This window comes from Limnobaculum zhutongyuii, assembly GCF_004295645.1.
Taxonomy (GTDB): domain Bacteria; phylum Pseudomonadota; class Gammaproteobacteria; order Enterobacterales; family Enterobacteriaceae; genus Limnobaculum; species Limnobaculum zhutongyuii.
The window spans coordinates 1,298,227-1,324,417 of record NZ_CP034752.1; the positions used below are offsets into that span (position 1 = coordinate 1,298,227).

The following is a 26,191-nucleotide window of genomic DNA, read 5'->3' on the forward strand; positions in this document are numbered from 1 at the left end:
TAAGCCTATTCACTGTCAGACGGGTCGTCATATATGCAACAGAGTCATTTATCTACGGTAAAACCTTCAATGTTTAAATCAGCAACGCCACTGTTGCCGGGTTTATTACTGACTGGTGCCATCACTTTACTCTCTATATATGCGGCAAACCAACCAGCAGTCGCTCAGATGGGACTCAGTGCCTTAACGCTGGCCATTGTGATTGGTATGGTATTAGGTAACCTTGTCTACCCTGCCATCTCTTCTGTTTGCGACGCCGGTGTGCATTTAGCCAAACAGAAATTATTGCGACTGGGTATCATTTTGTATGGCTTTCGCCTGACCTTTCAGCAAATTGCCGATGTTGGTACCAGTGGTATTATTATTGATGCCCTTACTCTGATCTCTACCTTCTTTCTGGCTTGTTGGGCGGGAAAACATCTTTTTGGTCTGGATAAGCAAACCACCCTGCTAATTGGTGCAGGCAGCAGTATTTGTGGTGCCGCAGCCATTATGGCGGCAGATCCGGTCGTTAAATCAGAATCCAGTAAGGTTGCGGTGGCCGTTGCAACCGTCGTCATCTTTGGCACTATCGCCATGTTTCTTTATCCATGGTTGTATCAGTTAGAAATGAAATATCACCTGTTAGGATTTTCTGATAACGACTTTGGTATTTATATTGGTTCTACGATTCATGAGGTGGCACAGGTCGTGGCCGCTGGTCGAGCCATTTCTGACGATGCAGGCAACAGTGCAGTCATTGTCAAAATGATCCGCGTTATGATGCTAGCACCTTTCTTATTACTACTTTCCGGCTATCTCAATCGCAGTGAGAAAAGTGCCTCATCACAGGCAGCACAAAAAAGCGCTATCGTGATTCCCTGGTTCGCCGTACTGTTTATCGTGGTTGCCGGGTTTAATTCTCTGGATCTGCTTCCTCATGTGGCAGTAAAAACCCTTATCGACCTGGATACCATTTTGCTCTCTATGGCAATGGCGGCACTGGGACTCACCACTCACTTCAGCGCTATTCGCCAGGCGGGGATCAAACCGCTATTACTTGCCACACTGCTATTTGTCTGGCTAATCGCGGGAGGCGCACTTATTAATCTTGCCATTCATCATCTTGGTCTTTAACCGATTGTCTGTTTACTGTTAACGTTAATTAGTTGTTAATAGATGTTGCTACCTAAAGTGTGAGATAATATTGGCTGGCAATACAGGAGAATAGATATGAAGTTTGTTGGCGCACACGTTAGTGCATCTGGTGGATTAGATCAGGCAGTTATCCGAGCCCATGAGCTTGAGGCAACCGCCTTCGCGCTGTTTACCAAAAACCAGCGCCAGTGGCGAGCGGCACCACTAACCGAAGAGGTGATATCTGATTTTCGCAGTGCTTGCGAGCAATATCACTATAGCTCCGCTCAAATTTTACCTCATGACAGCTATTTGATTAATCTTGGCCATCCGGTAGAAGAGGCCTTGCAGAAATCCCGTGATGCCTTCATTGATGAAATGGAACGCTGCCAACAGTTAGGCCTGACGTTGTTGAACTTTCACCCCGGCAGCCATCTGATGCAGATTGATGAAGATGAATGCCTTAAACGCATAGCTGAATCTATTAATATTGCGTTAGACCGAACCCAAAACGTTGTTGCTGTAATAGAAAACACCGCTGGTCAGGGCAGTAACTTAGGTTTTAAGTTTGAACATCTGGCCGCCATCATTGATGATGTTGAAGATAAAAGTCGGGTTGGTGTCTGTATTGATACCTGTCATGCTTTTGCGGCAGGTTATGACCTGCGAACTGAAGACGATTGTGAGAAAACCTTTACTCGTTTCAGCGATATCGTTGGATTTAATTATCTGCGTGGCATGCACCTGAATGACGCTAAAAGCGAGTTTGGCAGCCGGGTTGACCGCCATAACAGTCTGGGTGAAGGAAATATCGGCAAAACCGTTTTCAGCTACATTATGCGTGATGAACGTTTTGATAATATTCCACTGATTCTGGAAACCATTAATCCGGATATCTGGAAAGATGAAATAGCTTGGTTAAAGAGCCAACAGAAAGTGGCTGAGGCTGTTTGAAAAGTGCTTGCAGTGGCCCGAAAGATGAAACACCGCAAGGTGTTTCATTACGCTCTAAATCATCAGGCCCGGCGCACTCAATAGCTGAGCACTGCCGGTCTTTCTATCGGGCACAAAGTCAATATAAGCGCCGCTGATTTTACGACTGGAATAGACATAGATGCTAATTGACTAAACTCGCTAACACTATGGCATAACTTATTTAATCAATATCATCAGTTAAACGGTTTCAACTCAACCTGCGACATCATTGATGCCAGCTGCATGCGATCTTTAATGCCAACGTTACTCTGACTCACCGCCAGCACCGCAACCGCCGTCGCTAATCGTAAAGTATGTTCGCTGGATTCACGCATCAGCAAACCATAAATCAAACCGCCAACCATTGAGTCGCCTGCGCCTACGGTACTAACTACTTCACAAACTGGTGGTTTTGCCAGCCAGGCTCCGGAAGCATTAACCCACAATGCCCCTTCTACGCCCAAAGATATCACCACATGAGCAATGCCATCTTCACGCAATGCATGGGCTGCCTCAACCACATCTTCTAATGTCGGCAATGGGCGTCCCATCCAGATCTCCAGCTCACGGCGATTCGGTTTAACCAACCACGGAGATGCTTTTAGTCCGGCGGCAAAAGCCTCACGGCTGCTATCAAAAATAATGCATGGGCAAACGCTGCGCAGTTGGCGCATCCAGTCGCTAAATGATTCAGGATCGACACCTGCAGGTAAACTGCCGCTCACTGCCACCATATCGAACTGCCCCAGCCATGACAGGGAATCAGCCATAAAACGCTGCCAGTCATTCTGGCAAACTTCAAAACCAGAGAAGTTGAAATCAGTAACTTCATTGCTGGCTTCTGTCAGTTTAACGTTGATACGAGTACGGCCTGGTACCACCTGAAATCGATTTGCAATCCCCAATTCACTGAACAGTTGCTGAAAACCATCCTGATTCTCTTTGCCAAGAAATCCACCAACGGTGACATCAATACCCAGATCTTTCAGTACTTTTGCTACGTTAATGCCTTTACCGGCCGCATGTAACCCTGCCGTCCGAACCCGATTGACATCACCCAAGACAATATTTGGGCAATAACCAACTAAGTCATAAGCCGGATTCAAGGTTATGGTTGCTACACGTCTGTTCATCTATTTCTTCTTTTTTGCTTCTGTTCCGCTTTTCAACACCGTCAGAAAAGCAAAAAACGCAGATGCGTTTCCCTGTTTTCAGCTGGTGGATCGTTTCAGGTGATTCTAGCGCTATTTTTGCTCAATTGCTCTATTATTCCCCGAATATTTGAGACTCATGATGCAAAACACTGCAAACAACAACTAAGGTGAGGTGAGTATTTCCAACTGCTGTAAATAGCGGAGCGCGTCATTTCTATTGGAAAAACACATATCTTCGCGGGGCTTTAACTGTGCACACACTTTGGGGCGTTCGGGATGATGGAAAATTTTACAACGAAAAGATTCATCGAGATGAATGCAGGGAATATCTGCCGGTTTGCCGTCTGGCATGCCGGGAATAGGACTGGATATTGATAATCCGATACAGCATGCTCCGCAACCCGTGCGACATTCCATCTTAACGATCCGCGATCAACGATTCTGGTGCCTGACCATAGCAGTACGCCGTGACGATAACCAGCTATTTACCGTGGCAGCGACAAAAATAGTTCTCCTTCCCATAACTACCCTCATTATCACCACGGATTATGAAGAAATAGTTGTTTACAAAAGCATACAAGTACGTATCATTTGACTAGTACGTAAATATAACCCAATCAGGAAAGCATACACATGTCCCAAACAACGCCAATTAAACGCCCTTCTGTATTTGGTGGCGCGATGATTATTGCCGGAACCGCTGTCGGTGCCGGTATGTTCTCTATACCTATTGTCACTTCTGGCGTTTGGTTCAGTGGTTCAACCCTGATGCTGGTTTATACCTGGTTTTGTATGTTTATGTCCGGGCTGATGCTGCTGGAAGCCAACCTTAACTACCCGGTTGGCTCCAGTTTTCATACCATGGTAAAAAGCCTGTTAGGCAATATCTGGAATAGCATTAATGGTCTGTCGGTTGCATTTGTGCTTTATATTCTGACCTATGCCTACATCTCTGCCGGTGGTTCAATTATCAGCCATACGTTGACTTCTGTGTTTAGTATCAACCAGACCATGGCCGGATTGCTGTTTGCTATTTTGGTCGCCTTTATTGTCTGGTTATCCACCAAAGCCGTTGACCGCATCAATACTATTTTGATCGGCGGAATGGTCATTACCTTTGTTTTCTCTGTCAGCGATATGTTTGTTCAGGTTCAACCAGAAATTCTGTTTAACCGTAATGAAAGCAATGCCGAATATCTGCCTTATGCATTAGCCGCATTCCCTTATTTACTGGCATCGTTTGGTTACCACGGCAATATTCCTGGATTGGCCAAATACTACCATCAGGATGCAAAATCTGTGGTGCGTAGCCTACTGATTGGGACCCTTATCGCACTGGTTATCTACCTGTTATGGCAGTACGTTATTCAGGGCAATATTCCTCGCTCAGGCTTTAAGCAGGTGATTGCTGAAGGCGGAAATATTGGTAACCTGTTAGCCCAGCTAGATAACGGTGTGGTTACCCCATTAGTGAAGCAACTGCTAAATGCCTTCTCTTATATGGCATTAGCCAGTTCTTTCCTTGGTGTTTCCCTTGGGTTACTGGATTACATTGCTGACTTCTTTAAATTTGAAGATACTCCAGCCGGTCGCACTAAATCAGCGCTGGTGACATTTGTACCACCAACAGTAGCGGCTCTGTTATTCCCTGATGGCTTCCTGTATGCCATCGGTTTTGCCGGTCTGGCGGCAACCATTTGGGCCGTTATCGTACCGGCTATGTTGGCTCGGGCCAGCCGTAAAAAATTCCCACAGGCGACTTACCATGCCCCTGGCGGTAATGTTATGGTTTATTTCGTTATTCTGTTCGGCCTGATAAATATTGTGGCTCACGTGGCCTCAACCTTAAACCTGCTCCCGGTTTACGAATAACGCCTATTGGCATCAGAAACAACACGTCAGCTTCTGATGCCTTTTCCTCCCCGCGATTTTTTCTCTCTTACGATGAATTCTGCTTGCCTGTTTTATCCGTCACGAGTAATTTGTCGCCAGTCATTTAATCAGTGAGAACAGGTCATTTTTATGCCAAAAGCTAATGAGATAAAACGCGGTATGGCGGTTAACCACAACGGTAAAATGTTGCTGGTACGCGATATTGAAGTACAGAGTCCAAGTGCACGTGGTGCCAGTACCCTGTATAAAATGCGCTTTTCCGATATTGTTACCGGATTGAAAGTTGAAGAACGTTTTAAAGGCGATGATATTATTGAAGAAATCAACCTGAGCCGCCGTCAGGTTACCTTTTCTTATATTGATGGTGACGAATACGTCTTTATGGATAATGAAGACTATACGCCTTATATCTTTAAGCAAGAGCAGATTGAAGAAGAGCTTCTGTTTATTCCGGAAGGTGGCATGCCTGGCATCCAGGTATTAACCGTTGAAGGACGCGTTATTGCCCTGGAATTACCACAAACCGTTGATATGGAAATTATTGAAACGGCTCCGGGTATCAAAGGTGCATCAGCCAGTGCCCGTAACAAGCCGGCGACGATGAGTACCGGATTGGTTATTCAGGTACCAGAATATCTGGATTCAGGAGAAAAAATCCGTATCCATATTCCTGAGCATCGTTATATGGGCCGGGCCGACTAACAGACAAACAATAACGCCATCACATTACCGTGATGGCGTTATTCAATTCAAATCCATAGATAAATCTTGAGTAACTGACGAATATTATTAGTTATACTCGATTTCCGTTACCGCTAATCCTTTCGACTTATCAATCCAGCGAAAACTCATTTTATTGTTACCATTAGCCGGCATCAGCATAGTACTTTGCCCAATATTGCCAATTGCTAAATGACTTTTCACTACCTGATTATCTCGATTGCAGCTTTGAACAACCTCAGTCCGGCTGCTGGAAAGCTGACATCCTTCTTCTACTACTGCACCTGTAAAAATAATGCGACCACCGTCACTTGCAGATGCCATTGATAACGACGCTGTCCATGCAATCAATATCCAACCTGCTTTTGCTAAAAACCAGCGTTGATATTTCATACACAATATCTCCAGTCTCATGTTTACTTATCATGAACCTTTAGCCGTTATCTCCCCACCGTATATTATTCATATCCATTCGATACCAAAGAGCCCTGCTTATATCGACGATTAACGATGTGTTATGATTTACAACGCTCGAACGGATAACAAGCGATCGAACATTTACGCTAATGCAAATGTTCTCCTATAAGATATAGCTGCATTTGCTCATCCATGCCTGCAATGTGTTAATAATCTCTCGATTATTTCACACACATTACTTATCATTCTCATGCATTCAATTTAGGGCATCTTCTCTGTGACAAACGTTAACCTCATAACTGGCTTTCTCGGCAGTGGCAAAACCACCACCATTCAACATTTACTCCAGCAAAAACCAGAAAATGAAAACTGGGCCATTCTGGTTAACGAATTTGGTGAAATTGGCATTGATGGAGCGCTGCTTGCTAATCGTGGCGCTACGTTAAAAGAGATACCAGGCGGCTGTATGTGTTGTGTGAATGGATTGCCAATGCAAGTGGGTCTGAACATGTTGTTAAAGCAGAACAAACCAGACCGTCTGCTAATCGAACCGACCGGATTGGGGCACCCTAAACAAATTCTGAGTTTGCTAACCTCTGAGGTTTATCAGCCTTTTTTAACGCTGCAAGCCACGTTCTGTTTGCTTGATGCTCGTCAGCTCTCTGAGCCTCGCTACCTGGAAAACGATAACTTCCGTGATCAGTTAGCCGCTGCCGATATTATTTTAGCGAATAAATCTGACACCTATAGCCCGCAAGATAATGCTGCATTAACCCAATGGCATAATCAGGACCCGCTAAACCGCCCCCTGTATTTGATTGAACAGGGAAAAATTGACAGTGCATTATTAAATACAGAACGCACTAATCAGCAATCTTTACCGGACAGTCCGCATCATCATAGTCACTCAAAGCCTAACGGTTTGGCAGCATTGAGTTTACCGGGAAATCAGGGATGGCGACGGGCGCTGAATCAGGGTCAGGGGTATACCAGCTGTGGTTGGATATTTGATGGCGAAACCTGTTTTTCAACGGCAGAGTTACTTGATTGGGTGCGCCTCTCCCCCGTTGAGCGTGTTAAAGGCGTTATGCGTATCCCGGAAGGGACGCTAATTTTTAACCGCCAGGGCTTCGATTTTAAAATTGAAACCCAACCGGTTGCGCCACTGGATAGTCGGGTAGAACTAATTCATACCAGTGATGCTCCGTGGAATGAACTGCAAAGCTCATTACTAAAAGCACGAATTTAACATGTTGTAACAGACCATTTGTAGCACCAGACAGATTCTATGCTATTTATTTAACAAAATTTTTAATTGGTTAACTTTGAAGGTATTTTGATGGGTTTGCGTAATCTCCCTGCAATTTTGCTGTTAAATGTATTTGGAATAGGTTTATTCCTCTCTTGGTATCTACCAGAAAACCACGGTTTCTGGTTTCCAATCGACTCTTCTATTTTTCACTACTTTAATCAGCATTTGGCGACCAATAGCAGTTTCTTAAAACTGGTGGCTATTACCAATAATCGAGCCTTCGATAGCGTATCCCTTTTAGCAATGGGATTACTTTTTCTCTATTTCTTTGTTAAACAAGATGCTGCGGGTAAACGCTGGATGATCATCATGGGTATTGTGATGTTATTAACTGCGGTATTGCTCAACCAGTCCGGTCGTTTATTACCGGTTGAGCGTCCCAGCCCAACGCTAACCTTCACGGATATCAATCGGGTAAGCGAATTATCCGGTATTCCAACCAAGGACTCTTCTCGGGATAGCTTCCCGGGAGACCACGGTTTAATGTTAATGATATACGCCGCCTTTATGCTGCGCTACTTTACCCGCTGGGCGTTTTGCATCGCCGTTGGCTATGTCATCATCTTCTCTCTGCCAAGAATTATGGTTGGCGCTCATTGGTTTACCGATATTTATGTCGGAGCATTAAGTATGGCTTGCGTTGGTTTAAGCTGGTGGCTATTAACCCCAGCCAGCGACGCAACGATCAATTTCATCAATCGATCGATCCCCGGTAAAGGCAAACCAGGAAATTAGCACTATACTTAGGCCGGTGGCTATTTTAGCTGCCGGTTTAACGGATCGTCAGGGATCGAAAAATGTGCTCTGGCACGCTTTCCTGATAGAAAAAACTCGCAATCAAACAGCGAATCAAGTAGTCTTCCCAACGTTTGTGCGTGCGCATTGCGTACTATTGGCAATGTCAGGAGTCTCTTTTGCTCTTTCTGCCAGTTAAAAATTAGTATCTGACGCCTTGTGCGGCGGATCATGTAAATCACTTTTTTATAACGACGGTGTCGTTAAGGACTACACGGGAATTCCACAAAAATGGTCAAATCTCAACCGATTCTGAGATACGTTCTACGATTAGCGCCTGCCGTAGCCGCAATCGTAATGTTATCTGGCTGTGGCACACTCTCCTCAACGGCTGAAGCATCTAATTCAAAGCATGCTCAGGCACAAAATGAGAGACAAGGACTGTCACTACAATCTACTCAGGATGAATTCGAATCCATGGTTAAGAACGTTGACATTAAGTCAAAGATTCTTAATCAATACGCAGGCTGGAAAGGCGTTCGCTACCGCATGGGCGGTACTAATAAAAGCGGCGTTGACTGTTCCAGTTTTGTTCAGATCACGTTTCGTGAGCAGTTTGGTTTAGCGCTTCCGCGTTCAACCTCAATGCAACAAAACGTAGGTCAGCAAATTAAGCGCGAAAAACTGCGTCCTGGCGATATCGTACTATTCCGTTCCGGCTCTACTGGCCGTCACGTTGGAATTTATATCGGTAACGATAACTTTGTACACGCGTCCACCAGCAGTGGTGTGATGATTTCCAGTCTGAACGATCGATACTGGAATACGCGTTACCATCAGGCTCGCCGTATCCTGAGCAAAGGTTAATCCGCTATCAAAAACCTGAGCTGAATATTTATTCAGCTCAGGTTTTTGTCTATCTATTGTTCTACCGGTTTTGATTCCCTATTCTGCCAGCATCCCTTTTATCGCACACCTCAATAACATGCTATATACTAAAAGATAATTTGTATCATCTACTGTGAAACCGTCTGACTAACAGGCTAAAAATGTCAGCGGCACAACTCATGGTCTTAATGTTGAGCAGAAATCTTTATGAATATGTTGCAGTCAAATCAATGGAAGAACCTTACAACCTCATCTCTTCTGTTAATTTTAAGTATTGCATCACTATTCGCCTCCCCCGATAGTTACGCTGAAGATAAACAAGCAGTCATCAAACAGGGAACCACTCTTTCGCTTATCGGTTCCCCTAAGTACCCGGATAATTTCCAACATTTTGACTATACCAATCCCCTGGCCCCTAAAGGGGGCCAACTGACCGTCGCAGCTATCGGCACTTATGATAACTTCAACCGTTATGCGCTACGCGGTAATCCTCTGGATGGCAGTGAACGACTCAGTGATACGCTGTTTGCTTCTTCAGAAGATGAGATCAACAGCCTTTATCCGCTTATCGCTACCTCAGCCCGTTACGTTGATAACTATCAGTGGATGGAAGTTCAGATTAATCCTCAGGCTCGTTTTCAGGATGGAACGCCGATTACCGCCGAAGACGTGGTATATACCTTTGAAAAATTCATGACCGAAGGCGTACCACAGTTTCGCAGCGTATATAAAGGGGTCAAAGTGACGGCCCTGTCACCACTTGTCGTGCGCTTTGATTTGCCAAAGCCAGATCGGGAGCAAATGTTTGGCTTAGTGGGTGGTCTGCCGGTATTTTCAAAAAAATTCTGGCAACAGCACAATTTAGGCGAGCCGTTAAACGCACCGCCTCTTAGCGGCGGTCCTTATACTATTGATAGCTATAAGCTGGGCCAATATATTGTATATAAACGTGTAAATAACTATTGGGCTGCCGATCTGCCGGTTAATAAAGGCCGCTATAATTTCGATACCATACGTTACGACTACTATCTGGACGATAATGTTGCGTTAGAGGCATTTAAAGCCGGGGCCTATGATTTTCGCGTTGAATCATCCCCAAAAAAGTGGGCGACCCAATATCAGGGCAAGAACTTTGACCTGGGTTATATCGTGAAAAAAGATTGGGAAAATCAGGCAGCACAAGATACCCGGTGGCTCTCCTTTAATATTCAGCGACCGATTTTCGCTAACCCCAAAGTACGCGAAGCCATTACGCTGGCTTTTGATTTTCACTGGATGAATAAAGCACTATTTTATAGCGCCTATCAGCAACCGCGCAGTTACTTTCAAAATACGGTTTATGCCGCTACCGGACTCCCTGATAAAGATGAACTGGCATGGTTAACACCACTGAAGGATAAAATCCCTGCTGAAGTGTTTACCCATCCTTACCAGCCACCGGTTACCGATAGCTCCGGTTATAGTCGAAAAAACCTGCTTCATGCAATTCAACTATTAAAAGAAGCAGGCTGGGAAATCAAAGATAAAGAACTGATCAACAGCCAGACCGGTCAACCATTTACGTTTGAATTATTACTACAAAGTGGCATGGAAAGTAATGCCATGTATGTTCTGCCCTTCCAGCAAAATCTGGCTAAACTAGGCATTAAGATGGAAGCACGCTATGTCGACAGTTCACAGTTTGTCAGCCGCTTACGCTCTCGTGACTTTGATATGATCCCACAGCGTTACTCCGCCATGGAGTATCCTTCCCCAGTCACCTTGATGATCCTCTGGAACTCCGCATACATTAACTCTACTTATAACAGACCGGGAATTAGCGATCCTGCCGTAGATGAGCTAACCCAGCTTATCGCTACCTATCAGGGGCAAGAAAAACCATTATTGTCTCTGGGTAGAGCGTTAGACAGAGTACTGACCTGGCATCATCTGATGATACCAATGTGGTATTCCAATCACGACCGATTCGCCTACTGGGATAAATACTCTATGCCGGAAATCAGGCCGAAAAGCTCGCTGGGAATCGATACCTGGTGGTATGACGTGAATAAAGCCGCCCATTTACCCGAACAGCGTCGCTAAGGAGCCTGAATGACCCGATATATACTTCGCAGGCTACTGCTACTAATCCCAACCCTGTGGGCCATTATTACCCTCAACTTTTTTATTGTGCAAATTGCGCCTGGTGGACCGGTAGATCAAGCGATTGCCACCATTGAACTGGGACATCAAAGCGGCTTTGGCGGCGGCTCCGGCCCTAATCTCACCGGTGGAGCTAAAATGGGTCAGGTGCCGGTTGGCGATCGTCAGTATCAGGGCTCCAGAGGGCTTGATCCGGAAGTTATTGAAGCCATTAAAAAACGATTTGGCTTCGATAAACCCCTGCACCAGCGCTACTTTGAGATGTTGTGGAACTATATCCGCTTTGATTTTGGTGACAGTTTGTTTCGTGGCGCATCGGTGATGGAATTAATCAAACAGTCGATGCCGGTCTCTATTACCCTTGGGTTATGGAGCATGTTAATTACCTACCTTATCTCAATTCCTCTGGGCATTAAAAAGGCGGTTCGTAACGGTTCGGCTTTTGATATCTGGAGCAGCAGCCTGATTATTATTGGTTATGCTATTCCCTCATTTCTGTTCGCCATTTTGTTAATTATTGTGTTTGCCGGAGGCGGTTATCTTGACTGGTTCCCTCTGCGTGGTCTGGTTTCTAATAATTTTGATAGCCTGCCCTGGTATAGCAAAATTACCGATTATCTGTGGCATATCGTATTGCCCGTTCTGGCTACGGTCATTGGTGGGTTTGCCACTCTGACCATGCTAACAAAGAACTCCTTTCTGGATGAGATTCATAAACAGTATGTCACCACTGCCAGAGCTAAAGGTCTGGAAGAAAAACGCATCCTGTATGGTCATGTGTTCAGAAACGCCATGCTGCTGGTAATTGCCAGTTTCCCGGCCACTTTTATTGGCATGTTCTTTACCGGTTCGCTGCTGATTGAGGTCATTTTCTCTCTCAACGGGCTGGGGTTACTGGGTTATGATGCGACGTTGCAACGAGACTATCCGGTCATGTTCGGAACCTTGTATATCTTCACGCTGATTGGCTTAGTGTTAAGCATCATCAGCGATATCACCTATACATTGGTTGATCCAAGAATTGACTTTGAGGCACGCGGATGAGCAGATTAAGCCCTATCAATCAGGCCCGCTGGCTTAAGTTTAAACGTAATCGCCGCGGTTATTGGTCACTATGGATCTTTGCCATTCTGTTTATCATCAGTATGGCTGCTGAATTGATTGCCAATGACAAACCGCTGTTGGTTAGCTACAAAGGTGAGCTATATACACCATTTTTGGTTAACTATAGTGAAACCACTTTTGGTGGAGAATTTAATACCAAGACAGATTACCGCGATCCTTATCTGGTTAACCTGATTGATAGCAATGGTTGGGCAATCTGGCCCCCCATTCGCTTTAGCTATGACACCATTAATTTCCAGAGTCCCTCCCCTTTTCCGGCTCCGCCATCAACGTCTAATCTGTTGGGAACCGATGACCGTGGGCAGGATGTACTGGCTAATGTTCTCTATGGCTTTCGCATCTCGATTCTGTTTGGCCTGTCGCTAACGCTGATCTCCAGCCTGATAGGTATTGCCGTTGGCGCCACTCAAGGCTATTACGGTGGTAAGATTGATTTAGTCGGCCAGCGGCTGATTGAAGTCTGGTCTGGTATGCCCACGCTGTTCCTGATTATTTTGATGTCCAGCGTGATTCAGCCTAACTTTTGGTGGCTATTAGCCATCACCGTACTGTTTGGTTGGATGGGATTGGTAGGCATTGTGCGGGCTGAGTTTCTGCGCACCCGTAATTTTGACTATGTCAGAGCCGCCAGAGCCATGGGGGTGAAAGACCGAATCATTATGGGCCGTCATATCCTACCTAATGCCATGGTAGCAACCCTGACTTACTTACCGTTTACGCTATGTGCATCGATTACCCTGCTAACCTCTCTCGACTTTCTGGGTTTTGGCCTGCCGATGGGCTCCCCTTCATTAGGTGGATTACTGCTACAGGGCAAAAATAACCTTCAGGCACCGTGGTTAGGTATCAGCGGTTTTATCGTTCTGGCGCTGCTGCTCTCCCTGCTGATCTTTATCGGTGAAGCTATTCGTGATGCATTCGACCCTGCTAAGGCCTACTAATATGACCACTACGCCAATACTGGATATTCAAAACCTGAGCATCGCCTTCAGACAAAACGGTCAGGAAAATCGGGTTGTCGACCAGATCTCTTTGCAGGTGGCCGCAGGTGAAACCATGGCGCTGGTAGGTGAGTCCGGCTCAGGAAAAAGCGTAACCGCCCTGTCAGTTTTACGCCTGCTGCCTACCCCACCGGTGGTCTACCCAACAGGGAATATCCTGTTTAATGGTGAATCATTGCTGCACGCGGATGATAAAACTTTACGCCATCATCGAGGTAACAGCATTTCGATGATTTTTCAGGAACCCATGGTTTCTCTCAATCCATTACATACCGTTGAAAAACAGCTGTCTGAAGTTCTGCTGATTCATCGCGGTATGGGAAAGCAAGCCGCCAGAGACGAGATTGTTGAAGTCCTTGAACGCGTCAGACTGAGAGATGCTAAAAAACGTCTCAGTGCCTATCCGCATCAGCTCTCCGGGGGAGAACGTCAGCGGGTAATGATCGCCATGGCAATTCTGACTAAACCCAAGCTATTAATCGCCGATGAACCAACTACCGCACTGGACGTCACGGTTCAGGCACAGATTCTGCTGCTGTTGAAAGAACTCAAGCAAGAGATGAACATGAGTTTACTGTTTATCACCCACGACCTGAATATCGTGCGCAAACTGGCAGATAACGTAGCGGTGATGTGTCAGGGAAAACTGGTTGAGCAAAATTCTCGTACCATGCTATTTAGCCAGCCTCAGCATCCCTATACTCAAAAATTACTGGATTCGGAACCTAAAGGTCGCCCTTTCCCGGCACAGGAAAACAACCGTAACTTACTGGAGATAAAAAACCTGACTATCGGTTTCCCCCGTAATGCCGGTCTGTTCAGACCTAAAATCGATAATACCGTGGTCAACGGTATTAGCTTCAATATTCGTAAAGGTGAAAGCCTGGGGCTGGTTGGTGAGTCAGGCTCAGGGAAAAGCACCACCGGGCTGGCACTACTGCGCCTGTTAAAATCTCAGGGCGAGATCTGGTTTGATGGCCAGCCGTTGCATAAATTAAATATGCGACAAATGCTGCCTTACCGCAGTCGAATCCAGATTGTATTTCAGGATCCATTCTCTGCCCTTAACCCTCGCCTGAGTATCAGCCAAATCATTGCTGAAGGTCTGGAAGTACATCATCACTTCACACCTCAGGAACGGGAAGAAAAAGTTATCGCCACCATGCAGGAAGTGGGACTAGATCCGACCACCCGCCATCGCTATCCAACCGAATTTTCTGGTGGACAGCGGCAGCGGATTTCGATTGCCAGAGCGCTGATTTTGCAACCCGAACTGCTGATCCTTGATGAACCGACCTCATCACTGGATCGTTCGGTACAGGCGCAAATTCTGGAGTTGTTGAAAAAGCTACAACAACAACATCAGCTAACCTACCTGTTTATCAGCCATGACTTACAGGTGATTCGTTCGCTTTGCCATCAAATTATTGTAATGCGCCAAGGGGAAATTGTTGAGCAGGGAGAGTGTGAAACCGTATTTGATTCACCACAACATCCCTACACACAAAATCTGCTGGAAGACTCTCACTAACAGCAGACAGCTAACCTTCAGTTAACCAAAGATGTATAGAGAAACGGGCAGTAAGATGGTAATTAAAAAGAAGGATTGACTGGAATAAAATCAGCGATGGCAATACCTATATTTTTCAAACGGCATAGTGCAATTGGCTCATCCTGAGAGTTTATAAACAGACAAGGTTCCCCTTCATTTTCTATGATGCTATTTTCAATACCAATTCCGTTCAGGTACTGACTAATTTTATGCATCACTTCCCACGCCTGACGATCGGGATAACTCAGAAGCTTCAAACCAATAAGGCTATCGTCATTATCTGTTTTATCCGATAATTCAGGTAATAGTGCGGGCTCCACCCTGCTCCCTATCTCTCCGGCATACCAATGGTAGAACTGAGGTAAACGCTGAAGAACAGATAGCTTCATAGTACTCACTCGACGTGACTGTAAACAATATACAATTTTTTCACAAATTCCTCACATGGTAAAGAGCATAAGCCCTTATTATGCGGTTTTTGTATAAATAATTTTCGCTTATTTGATAAACCTCAATATCGTTTCAGCTTTACATCAAGAAAAGCAACCATAAACACTCTTTAAGAAAATTTACCGACTAATACCCCAATATATCTATGTTTTATTAAGCATAAGTCTGGTGTTAATTTTTCTAAAAATAATTTTCAATTAAAATAAATACAGAGTGAATAATACGCGAGCGTCACTAAAGGTCTTGCATTGGTTATGCCGCCATCGTGGCGGCATTTGATCGGGGGGGGATTTTTAAACTTTAGTTAAATTAATGTGTACTTTTAGCCAGAGAACGCCAATAGAAAAATACCGCGCCAATAACACAGCATGCCATTGAGATAACCATCGGCCAGGCCGATTGAGAGGTGACTAACGCCAGTATTCCACCCACTGCCGCACCTACGCCAAACCTCAAGGTTCCCGCCAGTGAAGCCGCCGTACCTGCCATATGAGGGAAGTCTTCCAAAATGATTGCCATCGCATTAGAAGAGATCATTGAGATACATCCCATATATCCCGCCACACCAACCACCATGGCCCAGAACCCCAGTCCTGTCAGCTGAGCAAACACTAGCCACATGCCCATAACAAATTGAACCGTCAGGCCCAGGCGTATCATTTTTGCGGCCCCCAATCGTCTGACATTGCGGCTATTAATGGTGGTCATAATAAACAGACAAAAAATATTCAGAGCAAAGTAATAGCCAAAGTTTTGTGGCGATACCCCATTCAAATCAATATAAACAAAAGGTCCGGCGCTTAAAAAAGAGAACATACCAGCAAATGAAAATGCACTGGCCAGCATGTAACTGATAACCCGACGATGACGAAATAACGAGGCAAAATTACGCAGCGTGGTCATAAAGTTAAACGTCTGTCGATTCTGCTTCTGCAAGGTTTCCGGAATACAGAATTTCACCATCACTACAGCAACTAACGCGACGGCACTGAGTACCCAGAAAATGGCATGCCAGCTCATCCACACCAGTAAAAAACCACCGATAATCGGCGCCATCAGAGGAGCAATCGTCATCACCAATGTCACAAAAGACATCATGCGAGAAAACTCATCCTTACTGAACATATCCCGCATCAAGGCACTGATCACTACACTGGCAGATGCCGCCGCCAAACCATGCAGGCAGCGCAGTAAAATTATTTGCTCTACACTCTGTGATAAAGCACAACCCGCAGCGGCAACAGAAAATACCAACACCCCACCAATGATGACCGGTTTACGTCCAAGGCTATCGGCCATTGGACCGTAAAACAGCTGACCAATAGCAAAACCGATAATGTAGGCGCTTAAGGTGAGTTGGACCATACCATCACCAACACCAAAGTCCGCCGCAATACCCGGCATCGCCGGTAAATACATATCAATGGACAGCGGCATCAGCATAGACAGCAGGCCGAGAATAAAGATCAGCCAGCGTTTAGAAACGCCCGGTGGCATAGTTGTTGATGATTGAGGATCTGATTGTGATACAGGATTAGACACGCAGAATAATCTCCCGCTATTAACCTATTAGTTCATGTCGCGATCTTCTGATTGGCAATAGCCAACCAGAACCATAGTGCAAATCCGTTTATCGGGTAGAGCCGACGCTATCGATCTCTTGCTGAGTCAACGCCCGGTATTCTCCCGGTTCTAAATCCGAATCTAAAATGATATTGCCAATACGTTCACGATGTAACGCCACAACATGATTACCGACGGCGGCAAACATCCTTTTAACCTGATGATAGCGCCCTTCTGAAATGGTCAAACGAACGGTTGTTTCATCAACCGGCTCCAACTGCGCTGGCTTGGTCAGGTTCTTTTCACCGTGAAGTTGAACTCCGGCGGTAAACAGCTCGGCGGTATTGTCCGCCAATGGAAGTTCCAGAGTAACCAGATAGGTTTTTTCGCAGTGATGGCGTGGCGAAGTAATCCGGTGCGACCATTGACCATCATCCGTCAGCAATACCAACCCGGTGGTATCCATATCCAGACGCCCTGCTGCATGTAGCTTATCCGCCACCGGCTCATCAATAAAATAGATAATAGTCGGATTTACCGGATCGTCGGTGGAACAGACATATCCTTCAGGCTTGTTCAGCATGAAATAACGAGGTCCGGTAAGCTGTACCAGAATATTACCGTCATAGGCGACTTCATCCTCTGGCTGAATTTTATAAGAACCGCTCTTAACGATTTCATCGTTAATCGTTACCAGACCGGCTCTTAGCTCCCGCCCCACTAAATTGCGGCTGATCCCTAACTGCTGTGACAAAAACTTATCCAAACGCATGCAATAAATACCTGATGTTGAAATGGCGGTGCAGTATACCAAACCTGAGTATAAACACTCGCCCTCAATAGCCGCTAAAGGCATAATATGCTCAGTTTATGGTTAATATTTTAAGAGAGAAAAAATGTCTTCTGTTCATGGTCACCAGGTTTTAGAGATGATGATTGCATCCCAACAACCCTATTCCACTGCCAGTCTTATTGAAGCCATCAACCAACGTTTTGGTAGCGATGCCCGTTTTCATACCTGTTCAAAGCAAGATTTAACTGCCGCTGAACTGGTTGATTTTTTAGCGTCTAAAGGTAAATTCATTCCCGCCGACAGTGGCTTTACCACCCACTTTGATAAAATCTGCAATCACTAATGGCTTTTACACTGCGGCCATACCAGCAGGAAGCCGTTGAGGCTACCCTGAACTATTTTCGCACCCATCAGGAACCGGCGGTTATCGTTTTGCCTACGGGTGCAGGAAAAAGTCTGGTGATCGCCGAGCTGGCAAGGCTGGCTCGGGGAAAAGTACTGGTATTAGCGCATGTCAAAGAATTGGTTGCCCAAAACCACGCTAAATATTGCGCCTATGGACTGGATGCCGATATTTTCTCTGCCGGATTAAATAAAAAACAGAGTTCCGCCAAAGTGGTATTCGGCAGTATTCAGTCCGTTGCCCGAAATTTAGCTGCATTTAGTGACTCGTTCTCTTTATTGATTATAGATGAATGTCACCGTATCAGTGACGACAGCGACAGTCAGTACCAACAAATTATTGGTCATTTACGTCAGCAAAATCCCAAACTCTGTCTGTTAGGATTAACTGCTACCCCCTATCGACTGGGTCAGGGATGGATCTACCAATATCACTATCACGGCATGATCCGCGGTGATGAAAATTGTCTGTTCCGCGATTGCATCTATGAACTGCCGTTACGCTACATGATCAAACATCACTTTCTGGTACCGCCAGAAAGATTGGATATGCCCATCGTCCAATACGACTTCAGCCGTCTGGAAGCCAGCAGTAATGGCCTGTTCCGCGAGGTAGACCTCAATCGGGAGCTAAAACAGCAGCAGCGAATTACACCCCATATCGTCAGCCAGATTATGGAGTACGCCCAAACGCGTAAAGGGGTAATGATATTTGCCGCTACCGTTGAGCATGCCAAAGAGATATATGGCTTGCTTCCTGCCGGTCGTGCTGCCTTTATTAGTGCAGATACGCCGGGGGATGAACGAGACCGTTTGATAGATGAATTCAAACAGCAAAAATTGCATTTTTTGGTGAATGTTGCGGTACTCACTACCGGTTTTGATGCACCACACGTGGATCTGATTGCTATTCTGCGCCCTACAGAGTCAATCAGCCTGTATCAACAAATCATTGGCCGCGGATTACGCCTCTCGCCAGGAAAAGAAGATTGTCTGATACTTGACTATGCCGGTAACCCCTATGACCTGTTTACACCAGAAGTGGGCAGCAGTCGGCCACAAAGCGACAGTCAGCCGGTACAGGTATTTTGTCCGGGCTGTGGTTTTGCCAATACTTTCTGGGGAAAGTGCACGCCATCAGGGGAAATTATCGAGCACTTTGGTCGTCGCTGTCAGGGCATTCTGGAAGATGATGAAGGTCATCGGCAACAGTGTGACTATCGATTCCGTTTTAAAACCTGTCCTCATTGCGGTGCAGAAAACGATATCGCGGCAAGACGCTGTCACCAGTGTCAGGCGATACTGGTGGACCCTGACGATATGTTGAAAGATGCCTTACGTTTGAAAAATGCCAGAGTACTTCGCTGTAGTGGAATGCAACTCAAACGAGGGCAGGATGATAAAGGCGAATGGCTCAGCATCACCTATTACGATGAAGATGGAGCCGATGTAACGGAACGCTTCCGGCTAAAAACACCGGCCCAGCGAACCGCCTTTCAGCAATTATTTATTCGCCCTCATCAACGGGCCCCCGGAGTTCCTTTCCTCTGGAATAATGCCAGCGATGTGATTCGTCAGCAGGAAAGGCTGCGTCATCCAGATTTTGTTATCGCTTATTTACGGGGCGAGTTTTGGCGAGTGCGCGAAAAGATGTTTGACTATCAGGGCCGCTATCGTCGGGCCAATGAACTGTAAAAATAACGGTTTTGTTTGCTGTCCCCGGTGAATTCCGTTAGAATCCCGTCCGCTTTATAAGCAGATCACTCACCTCGTTGCTGGGTCGCCTGTAACGGGAGTTAATTTCTTTAAGAGAAAATAAAATGTTTACTATTAATGCTGAAGTACGTACCGAGCAGGGAAAGAGTGCGAGCCGCCGCCTGCGTCATGCTAACAAGTTCCCAGCTATCGTTTACGGTGGAACTGAGAAGCCAGTAGCTATCGCTCTGGATCAAGATATTCTGATGAATATGCAAACCAAACCAGGCTTCTATGAAGAAGTTCTGACTCTGGTTATCGACGGCAAGTCAGCTAAAGTTAAAATCCAGGCTGCTCAACGTCACCCGTTCAAACCAAAATTCGCTCATATCGACTTCGTTCGCGCTTAATTGCCAACGGTCATGAGTGCTGCTGATATTCGGCAGTGAACGTAAAAAACGCCGCATAGCGGCGTTTTTTTATGGCTCTGAATCAGCGCTTAATTATCTCCACCGCTTAAACGTCGTTGAAGCTGGTCGCGCAGGTTTGGCGGTAGACCTTTAATGGTTAATGTATCCGTTGCCGGATCCCAAAATACCCTTTCACCCAATAGCAACGCATCAAAGCCCAGCGTAATTCCACCACCGCTACCAGAGAATTTGGTCAGTTGGCGCAGCGTGCTGCGGTCTGCCGGAAAATGCTCTTCCAGCTCATAGCCATTATCATTAGTAAACTGACGAAAATCTTTCTCACCAACGGTCGGCAACTCTTTTGCCAACTCATCAATGGCAATTTCCTCACCGGATTGCAGTTGCCCGTTACAATAGGTATAGACCTGTTGACGATATGACTGACGCTCATTTTTATTCAGCTGACCTTCAGCACAATAATCATCTACTGCCTGAAGCAGCCCACGGTTTTGCGCTTTAGCATCCAGACCTTCGCTGGCCGCCAGAAAATCCATAAAAAAGTCAGATACTTTTCTGCCAACCCGCCCTCTCAGAAAGGTCAAATAACGGACCGACTCAGGATTAGTTTCCCATTCGGTTAAATCAATGCGGGCAACGATATCAGCCCTGTCGATATCCAGATAATGTGTCGTCGAAATATCCAGTTGTTCATTAACCAACATACTGCTACAGCTGGTAAGTACCGCCACCAATAAATACTCAACGGCCAGATAACGATACTGACAGAACACCACAATACCGCCTTCAGCAAAGGGGTATTTGGCTAATTCGTTACGCAACATTTCAGTGCTATTGCGGGTAAAATCGAGAAAACTCGCTTCCCCTTTACGACAACCTTTAAGTGCATCGGCAAACTGACTCTCAGCGTTAAATAGCCCAAAAGCTTTACTCTTTCCGCTATAGACCCGATGCAACTCAGCCACCATCTCTTCTGTGGCCTGATTATTGGTTAATGGAGAATCACGCAACACAACATCAAGCGTCTGTTCATCACGCTTAATCAACTGATGTAAAACGATCTGGTCAAGATCCAGACTCATAACGACTCCTCTGTACGACTGAATATGCACTGTACTGAAATGCCCAGTGATAATGGGAATATAATAGCAGGAGCCGTCTTTCAGTGTCATAACAAAATCTGTCAACAGCCAAATGCTTCGCATCCTTACGCGTTATAGACTATATAATTTATAGGGTTGTTGTTTCACCATTTGAAGCAGTACTATTCGCACTTCCTCGCAAAATCGCGGAAGAGAAACAAGATTTTCTGTATAAACTACAGAAAATAATCAATCGATACGGTAAGATAGACGCCATTAAATCACCTGATAAATACACTAAGCACAAATTTATGCCACAAGCTTCCCGTTACAGTGATGAACTGGTAGAAAAGTTATTAAGCGAATTGGTTCATGTTCTGGAAAAGAATCAGACACCTACCGACCTTTCTCTGATGGTTTTAGGTAACATGGTAACCAACCTGATTAATACCAGCGTTGCCCCTGCGGCCCGGCCTGCTATCGTCCGATCTTTTATTGAGGCTTTACAGGCTTCAATCAGAGATGATAAAGCCCATTAATTTGTTTACCCAAAAGTGAATATGGTGACAAACCGTCAGCAATATAAAGAGAAAGTCTCCCAGATGATTAGCTGGGGGCACTGGTTCGCTCTCTTTAATATTATTCTCAGCCTGGTACTGAGCAGCCGCTATTTGTTCATTACCGACTGGCCCGGCACCCTGCTGGGGCGCGTTTATGCGCTGGTAAGCTGGCTGGGGCACTTCGGTTTTATCACCTTTGCCGTCTACCTTCTGATTCTGTTTCCGCTGACATTTATTATTATGTCACAGCGGCTGATGAGAGTACTTTCGGCCATTCTGGCGACTGCCGGACTCACGCTATTACTTATTGATACCGAAGTATTCTTCCGTTTTCGTTTGCACCTTAACCCTACCGTTTGGGGTTTGTTGATTAATCCAGATGAAACCGAACTGGTGCGTGACTGGCAGTTATTGTTTATCTGTATTCCTGTCATCTTTTTGATTGAACTACTGTTTGGTACCTGGAGCTGGCAGAAATTACGCAGCCTGAACCGGCAAAAATTCGGTAAACCATTAGCCGCGCTGTTTATTACCGCTTTTATCTTTACCCATATGGCTTATATTTGGGCGGATGCTAACTTCTATCGACCGATTACCATGCAGCGGGCAAATTTACCGCTGTCTTATCCAATGACCGCCCGTCGTTTTCTGGAAAAACATGGATTATTGGATGCCCAGGCTTATCAGGATAAGTTGACCCAACAAGGTAATCCTGAAGCCGTTGAAATTGAATACCCATTGGCCAAACTGAGCTATAACGATAGCGCAACCAACTACAATTTATTAGTGATCGTAGTGGATGGTATTCGTAATCAAAATCTGAAAGATGATATGCCAAAGCTGTCAGCACTGGCTGATAACAATGTTCAATTCACTCGCCATTACAGCTCCGGCAATATGCAGGACACAGGATTATTTGGCCTGTTCTACGGTATATCACCTACCTATATTGACAGTATTCTGGCAAGTAAAAAGTCTTCCGCTCTGATTACCGCATTAAGCCAGCAAAACTATCAGTTTGGTTTATTCTCCGCATCCGGATTCAAAAGCCCACTCTATCGTCAGGCCCTGTTATCTGACTTTACCTTGCCGCCAACCGTTGCTCAAAGCAACAGTGCAACCACGGAACAGTGGCAGGAATGGGTGAATATGCCCAACGGGAATACTCCATGGTTCTCTTATATTCAGTACAGTAACAATAGCATTTTGAATGCGAACGCCAATAAAGCGCCTGCGGACTTTATCAACAAGTATCGTAATTCTGTCAATGACATAGACCAACAAATCGACGGCGTGATGCAAACCATCTCTGATAAAGGTTTGTTAGAAAAAACGGTGGTGGTTATCACTGCAGCACACGGCGTTGAGTTTAATGATACGAATCAAAACGTTCAGGGTTTTGGCCAAAACTATAGCCGCTATCAGCTTCAGGTTCCGCTAGTTATTCACTGGCCAGGAACTCCGACACAAAAAATTGATAAAATGACCGGTCATACCGACATTATGGCTACCCTGATGCAACGGCTGCTGCATGTTAAAAATGCCACCAGCACCTACACTCAGGGTGAAGACCTGTTTACTGCTCAGCGTCGTTACCCTTGGGTAACCGCCGGCGATGCAAAACAGCTGGTGGTCATTACGCCAGATGAGACTATCCTGATCAATGCTAATGGCCGCTATAAAGCCTATGACGCTAACTTTAAGCAGATCGACAAAGAAAAACCAAGCCTGTCATTGCTGCTGCAAGTACTGACTGACGTTAAGCGTTTTATGGCTAACTGATTAAAACTAAAGCAAACGTAACGTCCGGGTCTTGCATTAGATTCAAGAAACGGTAGTATTAATCACCAGTTTCGGCACGTAGCGCAGCCTGGTAGCGCACTGTCATGGGGTGTCAGGGGTCGGAGGTTCAAATCCTCTCGTGCCGACCAAATTATTCCAATAAAAAACCAACCTGCTATGGTTGGTTTTTTTATTGCCTGCATTTATTGATAACAAAATAGGGTTATCAAACCCCTGTTCAAACCGTATTAATCCACTTTGTTAAGCGGCGAAGGGGTGAAAATATAAAACACCACCGGATTTATAATGATTGATACGATCAGAAATTGAACGCTCATTTTGATCATTTCAGAAAAACCATCAAAATATAGTAGCCCTATCTTTTCTGCCATCAGGAAAACAGGGAAAAGAAACAGAGCATGTATCAGAGCTGTAGTCAGTGCAAAAACAGCACACTCCTTTTTTACAGGCTTTCTTGCTTTACCCTTTGCAAACATTAACGCTGCAATCAAGCTGGCAATCGCCGTCGACGTCAGGCTAATAAAAGTCGTCGTGAGCTCAAAGCGGCTACCAAACACATAGCCCGATGTAATCATTACGATAAGAGCGATAGCATAAACGCCAATGTATTTTATCATCAACTTTCCTTGTTAAAGTTTATTTAAAACCTATAAATTCTGACTTTGATTATATGAACTACAGTAATCACAGCAAATAATATCACTTCCCGAGCTATTTCTGATACGCCTATTAAAACTCACTATTTTTTGCATGTAATTTTCTCTCACAATTTATACCGTTCATCACATCCCTCAGGAAAACAATCACAGCTACAATTTAATTCATGTATCCAATGCGTCGCTTTATTCATTCATCACGGATGATGCACAAAGGGGATGACCTATGGATATTATTGAATATGAGGGGATTACCATCACTGTCTACGATGGTGACATTACCACTTTGCCACCAGATGGATTGGTTATTTATGGCGAGTTCGGGCGGCATATGCTTGGCATTGTCGAAAAAGGTAAGCTGAAAACCCTTAATGCTATTCCCTACCAGAGTATTAATGCATTACTGACTGATTTAAAAAAATTAAGTGGGCAGGGGCCGCATCATTGATGTTTGTGATTGTCTTTTATCTCTGGAGGGAAGCAGAGAAAGCGGCAATATATACGGCCTGATGCGCCCTTCCCTGCTTAAATGTAGAAACTAAATACAGGCATCAGGTCAGCGTACTCTCCCGTAGCAATTCCAGATAATCATATCCATCAAAAGTAATACGTGAAATTGACCATTTATCATCCCCATTCTGTGCGGCCATAATATAGTGTTTATCACATAACAGTTGAATATGAGCCGCAACTAACGCTGGATCGCGGTTTGGAAAGTCCTTATTGGTAATAAATGGAGCGCCCTGCGGTTGCTGTTCAACTTTCGATAAAATGACTTCTAATAGTTCAAGATCTCTTTTCATCGCACGCCTCATGTATCTGTCGGGGATTATGACTATTTCAATTTTAGCAGCCGGTAAAAAAAGCACCTGCCCGTCGTCGTCCTGACTGCCATTTTTTAAATTGTCGTCATCATCCGCTCACTATGTGACCGCCCTCTGATTTACACACTATTTGAACTCGTATAATTAAATTTCGGTTAGGCTAACAATAGGGATGTACTATGTTTCCAGAGTACCGTGATTTAATCACTCAGCTTAAAACAACCCACCCTCGTTTCCATTCATTGTTTGATAAACATAACGACCTCGACCACGAAATCCTTCGTTTGCAATCCCAGAGTGGAAATAGTCTTAACGACAAAATAGCCACCTTGAAAAAGGAAAAATTACGCCTTAAAGATGAGCTATACCGCATTTTACGAGAAGAGTCCCAGGCTCGAGCCTGATTATTATTCCATCGTTCAGATGCAAAAAAACCCGCCAGAGAGCGGGTTATTTTTTTGATTTTATTGAGGGTCAGTAACAAGTAATTTTGACTTATATCGCCAAAAACAGGCGCAATAGCAAATTCCGGCGGTTAAACTAACCGATAAAATCAACAGGCCATTCATTTCATCTGGTGTAGATTGAGCGATCATCGGGGCAACAAGGCCGATAAATGCGCCGGATAACAAACTACACAAGCAGGCCCAATGAAACGGCCAGCCTTCCCTCAGCATATAGCCAGTTTGAATTGCCAACAGTCCAAAAGGTATCAGACCAAATAAAAAAGCCACAAACAGCGGAACGACCATCATGGCGAATCCCAGAAAGCCCACCAGCGCTTCACCAATATCAGGAAACTCATAAATGATACAACCAATCAAAACACAGAGTATGGGTGCAACAAAGATATGCAAAAGTGCGGTAAACAGCCATGGCACTACTCTTTTATTCAATTCCATTTT

Annotated in this window: 28 protein-coding genes and 1 tRNA gene; 19 read left to right on the plus strand and 10 right to left on the minus strand. The window is 45.1% G+C overall.

Annotation, left to right across the window (positions count from 1 at the left end; genetic code table 11):
* The first annotated feature begins 33 nt into the window (after positions 1-33).
* Both EKN56_RS05415 and nfo read left to right on the plus strand, forming a co-directional pair.
* Positions 34-1,116 carry a YeiH family protein gene (locus EKN56_RS05415; protein WP_130590873.1) on the plus strand — a complete coding sequence of 361 codons (1,083 nt, stop codon included), beginning with the start codon at positions 34-36 and terminating at the stop codon, positions 1,114-1,116.
* A 96-nt stretch (positions 1,117-1,212) separates the two neighbouring features.
* Positions 1,213-2,070: a deoxyribonuclease IV gene (nfo, locus tag EKN56_RS05420; protein WP_130590874.1), complete on the plus strand. Its 858-nt coding sequence runs from the start codon at positions 1,213-1,215 to the stop codon at positions 2,068-2,070.
* Between the two features lie 215 nt (positions 2,071-2,285).
* Here nfo and fruK read toward each other — a convergent pair whose 3' ends face one another.
* Together fruK and EKN56_RS05430 are read right to left on the minus strand one after the other, a co-directional pair.
* Positions 2,286-3,224, minus strand: a complete 939-nt coding sequence (gene fruK, locus EKN56_RS05425) for a 1-phosphofructokinase (protein ID WP_130590875.1) — start codon at positions 3,222-3,224, stop codon at positions 2,286-2,288.
* A 183-nt stretch (positions 3,225-3,407) separates the two neighbouring features.
* A complete protein-coding gene (locus EKN56_RS05430) occupies positions 3,408-3,662 on the minus strand; it encodes a YkgJ family cysteine cluster protein (RefSeq protein ID WP_130590876.1) in 255 nt (84 codons plus the stop codon).
* Positions 3,663-3,878: 216 nt separating this feature from the next.
* On the opposite strand from EKN56_RS05430, the gene mtr reads away from it, so the two are divergent.
* Together mtr and efpL are read left to right on the plus strand one after the other, a co-directional pair.
* Positions 3,879-5,117, plus strand: coding sequence for a tryptophan permease (gene mtr / locus EKN56_RS05435; protein ID WP_130590877.1), 1,239 nt, complete (start codon positions 3,879-3,881; stop codon positions 5,115-5,117).
* A 150-nt stretch (positions 5,118-5,267) separates the two neighbouring features.
* Positions 5,268-5,840 carry an elongation factor P-like protein EfpL gene (efpL, locus tag EKN56_RS05440; protein ID WP_130590878.1) on the plus strand — a complete coding sequence of 191 codons (573 nt, stop codon included), beginning with the start codon at positions 5,268-5,270 and terminating at the stop codon, positions 5,838-5,840.
* Positions 5,841-5,927: 87 nt separating this feature from the next.
* Here the strand turns inward: efpL and EKN56_RS05445 are convergent, their stop codons facing one another.
* Positions 5,928-6,251 carry a hypothetical protein gene (locus tag EKN56_RS05445; protein WP_130590879.1) on the minus strand — a complete coding sequence of 108 codons (324 nt, stop codon included), beginning with the start codon at positions 6,249-6,251 and terminating at the stop codon, positions 5,928-5,930.
* Positions 6,252-6,552: 301 nt separating this feature from the next.
* Between EKN56_RS05445 and EKN56_RS05450 the strand changes: the two genes are divergently transcribed.
* The 7 genes from EKN56_RS05450 (at position 6,553) to yejF (ending at position 15,009) form a co-directional block, all read left to right on the plus strand.
* The gene (locus EKN56_RS05450) at positions 6,553-7,524 is read left to right on the plus strand and encodes a CobW family GTP-binding protein (protein WP_130590880.1); all 972 of its coding nucleotides are present in this window, start codon (positions 6,553-6,555) and stop codon (positions 7,522-7,524) included.
* A gap of 90 nt (positions 7,525-7,614) precedes the next feature.
* A complete protein-coding gene (locus tag EKN56_RS05455) occupies positions 7,615-8,322 on the plus strand; it encodes a phosphatase PAP2 family protein (RefSeq protein ID WP_130590881.1) in 708 nt (235 codons plus the stop codon).
* A 291-nt stretch (positions 8,323-8,613) separates the two neighbouring features.
* Positions 8,614-9,189, plus strand: a complete 576-nt coding sequence (gene mepS, locus EKN56_RS05460) for a bifunctional murein DD-endopeptidase/murein LD-carboxypeptidase (RefSeq protein ID WP_130590882.1) — start codon at positions 8,614-8,616, stop codon at positions 9,187-9,189.
* A gap of 234 nt (positions 9,190-9,423) precedes the next feature.
* Positions 9,424-11,292: an extracellular solute-binding protein gene (locus EKN56_RS05465; protein ID WP_130593605.1), complete on the plus strand. Its 1,869-nt coding sequence runs from the start codon at positions 9,424-9,426 to the stop codon at positions 11,290-11,292.
* Between the two features lie 9 nt (positions 11,293-11,301).
* A complete protein-coding gene (locus tag EKN56_RS05470; RefSeq protein ID WP_130590883.1) occupies positions 11,302-12,396 on the plus strand; it encodes a microcin C ABC transporter permease YejB in 1,095 nt (364 codons plus the stop codon).
* Positions 12,393-13,418: an ABC transporter permease gene (locus EKN56_RS05475; protein WP_130590884.1), complete on the plus strand. Its 1,026-nt coding sequence runs from the start codon at positions 12,393-12,395 to the stop codon at positions 13,416-13,418. Before EKN56_RS05470 ends, EKN56_RS05475 begins: the two co-directional genes overlap by 4 nt.
* Position 13,419: 1 nt before the next feature.
* Complete coding sequence (yejF, locus tag EKN56_RS05480) at positions 13,420-15,009, plus strand: microcin C ABC transporter ATP-binding protein YejF (protein WP_130590885.1); 1,590 nt, start codon at positions 13,420-13,422, stop codon at positions 15,007-15,009.
* Between the two features lie 62 nt (positions 15,010-15,071).
* On the opposite strand, the gene EKN56_RS05485 is transcribed toward yejF, so the two are convergent.
* The 3 genes from EKN56_RS05485 to rsuA all read right to left on the minus strand — a co-directional run bounded on the left by EKN56_RS05485 (position 15,072) and on the right by rsuA (position 17,815).
* Complete coding sequence (locus EKN56_RS05485; protein ID WP_313770510.1) at positions 15,072-15,419, minus strand: YejG family protein; 348 nt, start codon at positions 15,417-15,419, stop codon at positions 15,072-15,074.
* A 370-nt stretch (positions 15,420-15,789) separates the two neighbouring features.
* Positions 15,790-16,977, minus strand: a complete 1,188-nt coding sequence (locus EKN56_RS05490) for a Bcr/CflA family multidrug efflux MFS transporter (protein WP_130593606.1) — start codon at positions 16,975-16,977, stop codon at positions 15,790-15,792.
* Positions 16,978-17,110: 133 nt separating this feature from the next.
* Entirely contained in the window at positions 17,111-17,815 is a 705-nt protein-coding gene (gene rsuA, locus EKN56_RS05495; RefSeq protein WP_130590887.1) for a 16S rRNA pseudouridine(516) synthase RsuA, read from the minus strand.
* Positions 17,816-17,939: 124 nt separating this feature from the next.
* Here rsuA and EKN56_RS05500 point away from each other — a divergent pair, with 124 nt between their 5' ends.
* From EKN56_RS05500 to rplY, 3 genes are all read left to right on the plus strand, one after another.
* The gene (locus tag EKN56_RS05500) at positions 17,940-18,179 is read left to right on the plus strand and encodes a YecH family metal-binding protein (RefSeq protein WP_130590888.1); all 240 of its coding nucleotides are present in this window, start codon (positions 17,940-17,942) and stop codon (positions 18,177-18,179) included.
* Positions 18,179-19,933 carry a DEAD/DEAH box helicase gene (locus tag EKN56_RS05505; protein WP_130590889.1) on the plus strand — a complete coding sequence of 585 codons (1,755 nt, stop codon included), beginning with the start codon at positions 18,179-18,181 and terminating at the stop codon, positions 19,931-19,933. The genes EKN56_RS05500 and EKN56_RS05505 overlap by 1 nt, the downstream gene beginning before the upstream one ends.
* Before the next feature lie 125 nt (positions 19,934-20,058).
* Positions 20,059-20,343, plus strand: coding sequence for a 50S ribosomal protein L25 (rplY, locus tag EKN56_RS05510; protein WP_130590890.1), 285 nt, complete (start codon positions 20,059-20,061; stop codon positions 20,341-20,343).
* An 89-nt stretch (positions 20,344-20,432) separates the two neighbouring features.
* Here the strand turns inward: rplY and yejK are convergent, their stop codons facing one another.
* Positions 20,433-21,443, minus strand: a complete 1,011-nt coding sequence (yejK, locus tag EKN56_RS05515) for a nucleoid-associated protein YejK (RefSeq protein WP_130590891.1) — start codon at positions 21,441-21,443, stop codon at positions 20,433-20,435.
* 311 nt (positions 21,444-21,754) lie between these two features.
* Here yejK and EKN56_RS05520 point away from each other — a divergent pair, with 311 nt between their 5' ends.
* From EKN56_RS05520 to EKN56_RS05530, 3 genes are all read left to right on the plus strand, one after another.
* Positions 21,755-21,982, plus strand: a complete 228-nt coding sequence (locus EKN56_RS05520) for a YejL family protein (RefSeq protein WP_130590892.1) — start codon at positions 21,755-21,757, stop codon at positions 21,980-21,982.
* A 21-nt stretch (positions 21,983-22,003) separates the two neighbouring features.
* Positions 22,004-23,785, plus strand: a complete 1,782-nt coding sequence (gene yejM / locus EKN56_RS05525; RefSeq protein ID WP_130590893.1) for an LPS biosynthesis-modulating metalloenzyme YejM — start codon at positions 22,004-22,006, stop codon at positions 23,783-23,785.
* Positions 23,786-23,857: 72 nt separating this feature from the next.
* A tRNA-Pro gene (locus EKN56_RS05530) sits at positions 23,858-23,934 on the plus strand.
* A gap of 99 nt (positions 23,935-24,033) precedes the next feature.
* Here the strand turns inward: EKN56_RS05530 and EKN56_RS05535 are convergent.
* Positions 24,034-24,423 (minus strand): hypothetical protein, encoded by a 390-nt coding sequence (locus EKN56_RS05535; RefSeq protein WP_130590894.1) that lies wholly within the window; start codon positions 24,421-24,423, stop codon positions 24,034-24,036.
* A 265-nt stretch (positions 24,424-24,688) separates the two neighbouring features.
* Between EKN56_RS05535 and EKN56_RS05540 the strand changes: the two genes are divergently transcribed.
* Complete coding sequence (locus tag EKN56_RS05540; protein ID WP_130590895.1) at positions 24,689-24,910, plus strand: hypothetical protein; 222 nt, start codon at positions 24,689-24,691, stop codon at positions 24,908-24,910.
* A 103-nt stretch (positions 24,911-25,013) separates the two neighbouring features.
* On the opposite strand, the gene EKN56_RS05545 is transcribed toward EKN56_RS05540, so the two are convergent.
* The gene (locus EKN56_RS05545) at positions 25,014-25,265 is read right to left on the minus strand and encodes a DUF2513 domain-containing protein (RefSeq protein ID WP_168189611.1); all 252 of its coding nucleotides are present in this window, start codon (positions 25,263-25,265) and stop codon (positions 25,014-25,016) included.
* A gap of 200 nt (positions 25,266-25,465) precedes the next feature.
* On the opposite strand from EKN56_RS05545, the gene EKN56_RS05550 reads away from it, so the two are divergent.
* Positions 25,466-25,690: a DUF465 domain-containing protein gene (locus tag EKN56_RS05550; RefSeq protein WP_130590897.1), complete on the plus strand. Its 225-nt coding sequence runs from the start codon at positions 25,466-25,468 to the stop codon at positions 25,688-25,690.
* A 60-nt stretch (positions 25,691-25,750) separates the two neighbouring features.
* Here the strand turns inward: EKN56_RS05550 and EKN56_RS05555 are convergent, their stop codons facing one another.
* Positions 25,751-26,188 carry a hypothetical protein gene (locus EKN56_RS05555; protein ID WP_130590898.1) on the minus strand — a complete coding sequence of 146 codons (438 nt, stop codon included), beginning with the start codon at positions 26,186-26,188 and terminating at the stop codon, positions 25,751-25,753.
* Positions 26,189-26,191 lie beyond the last annotated feature (3 nt).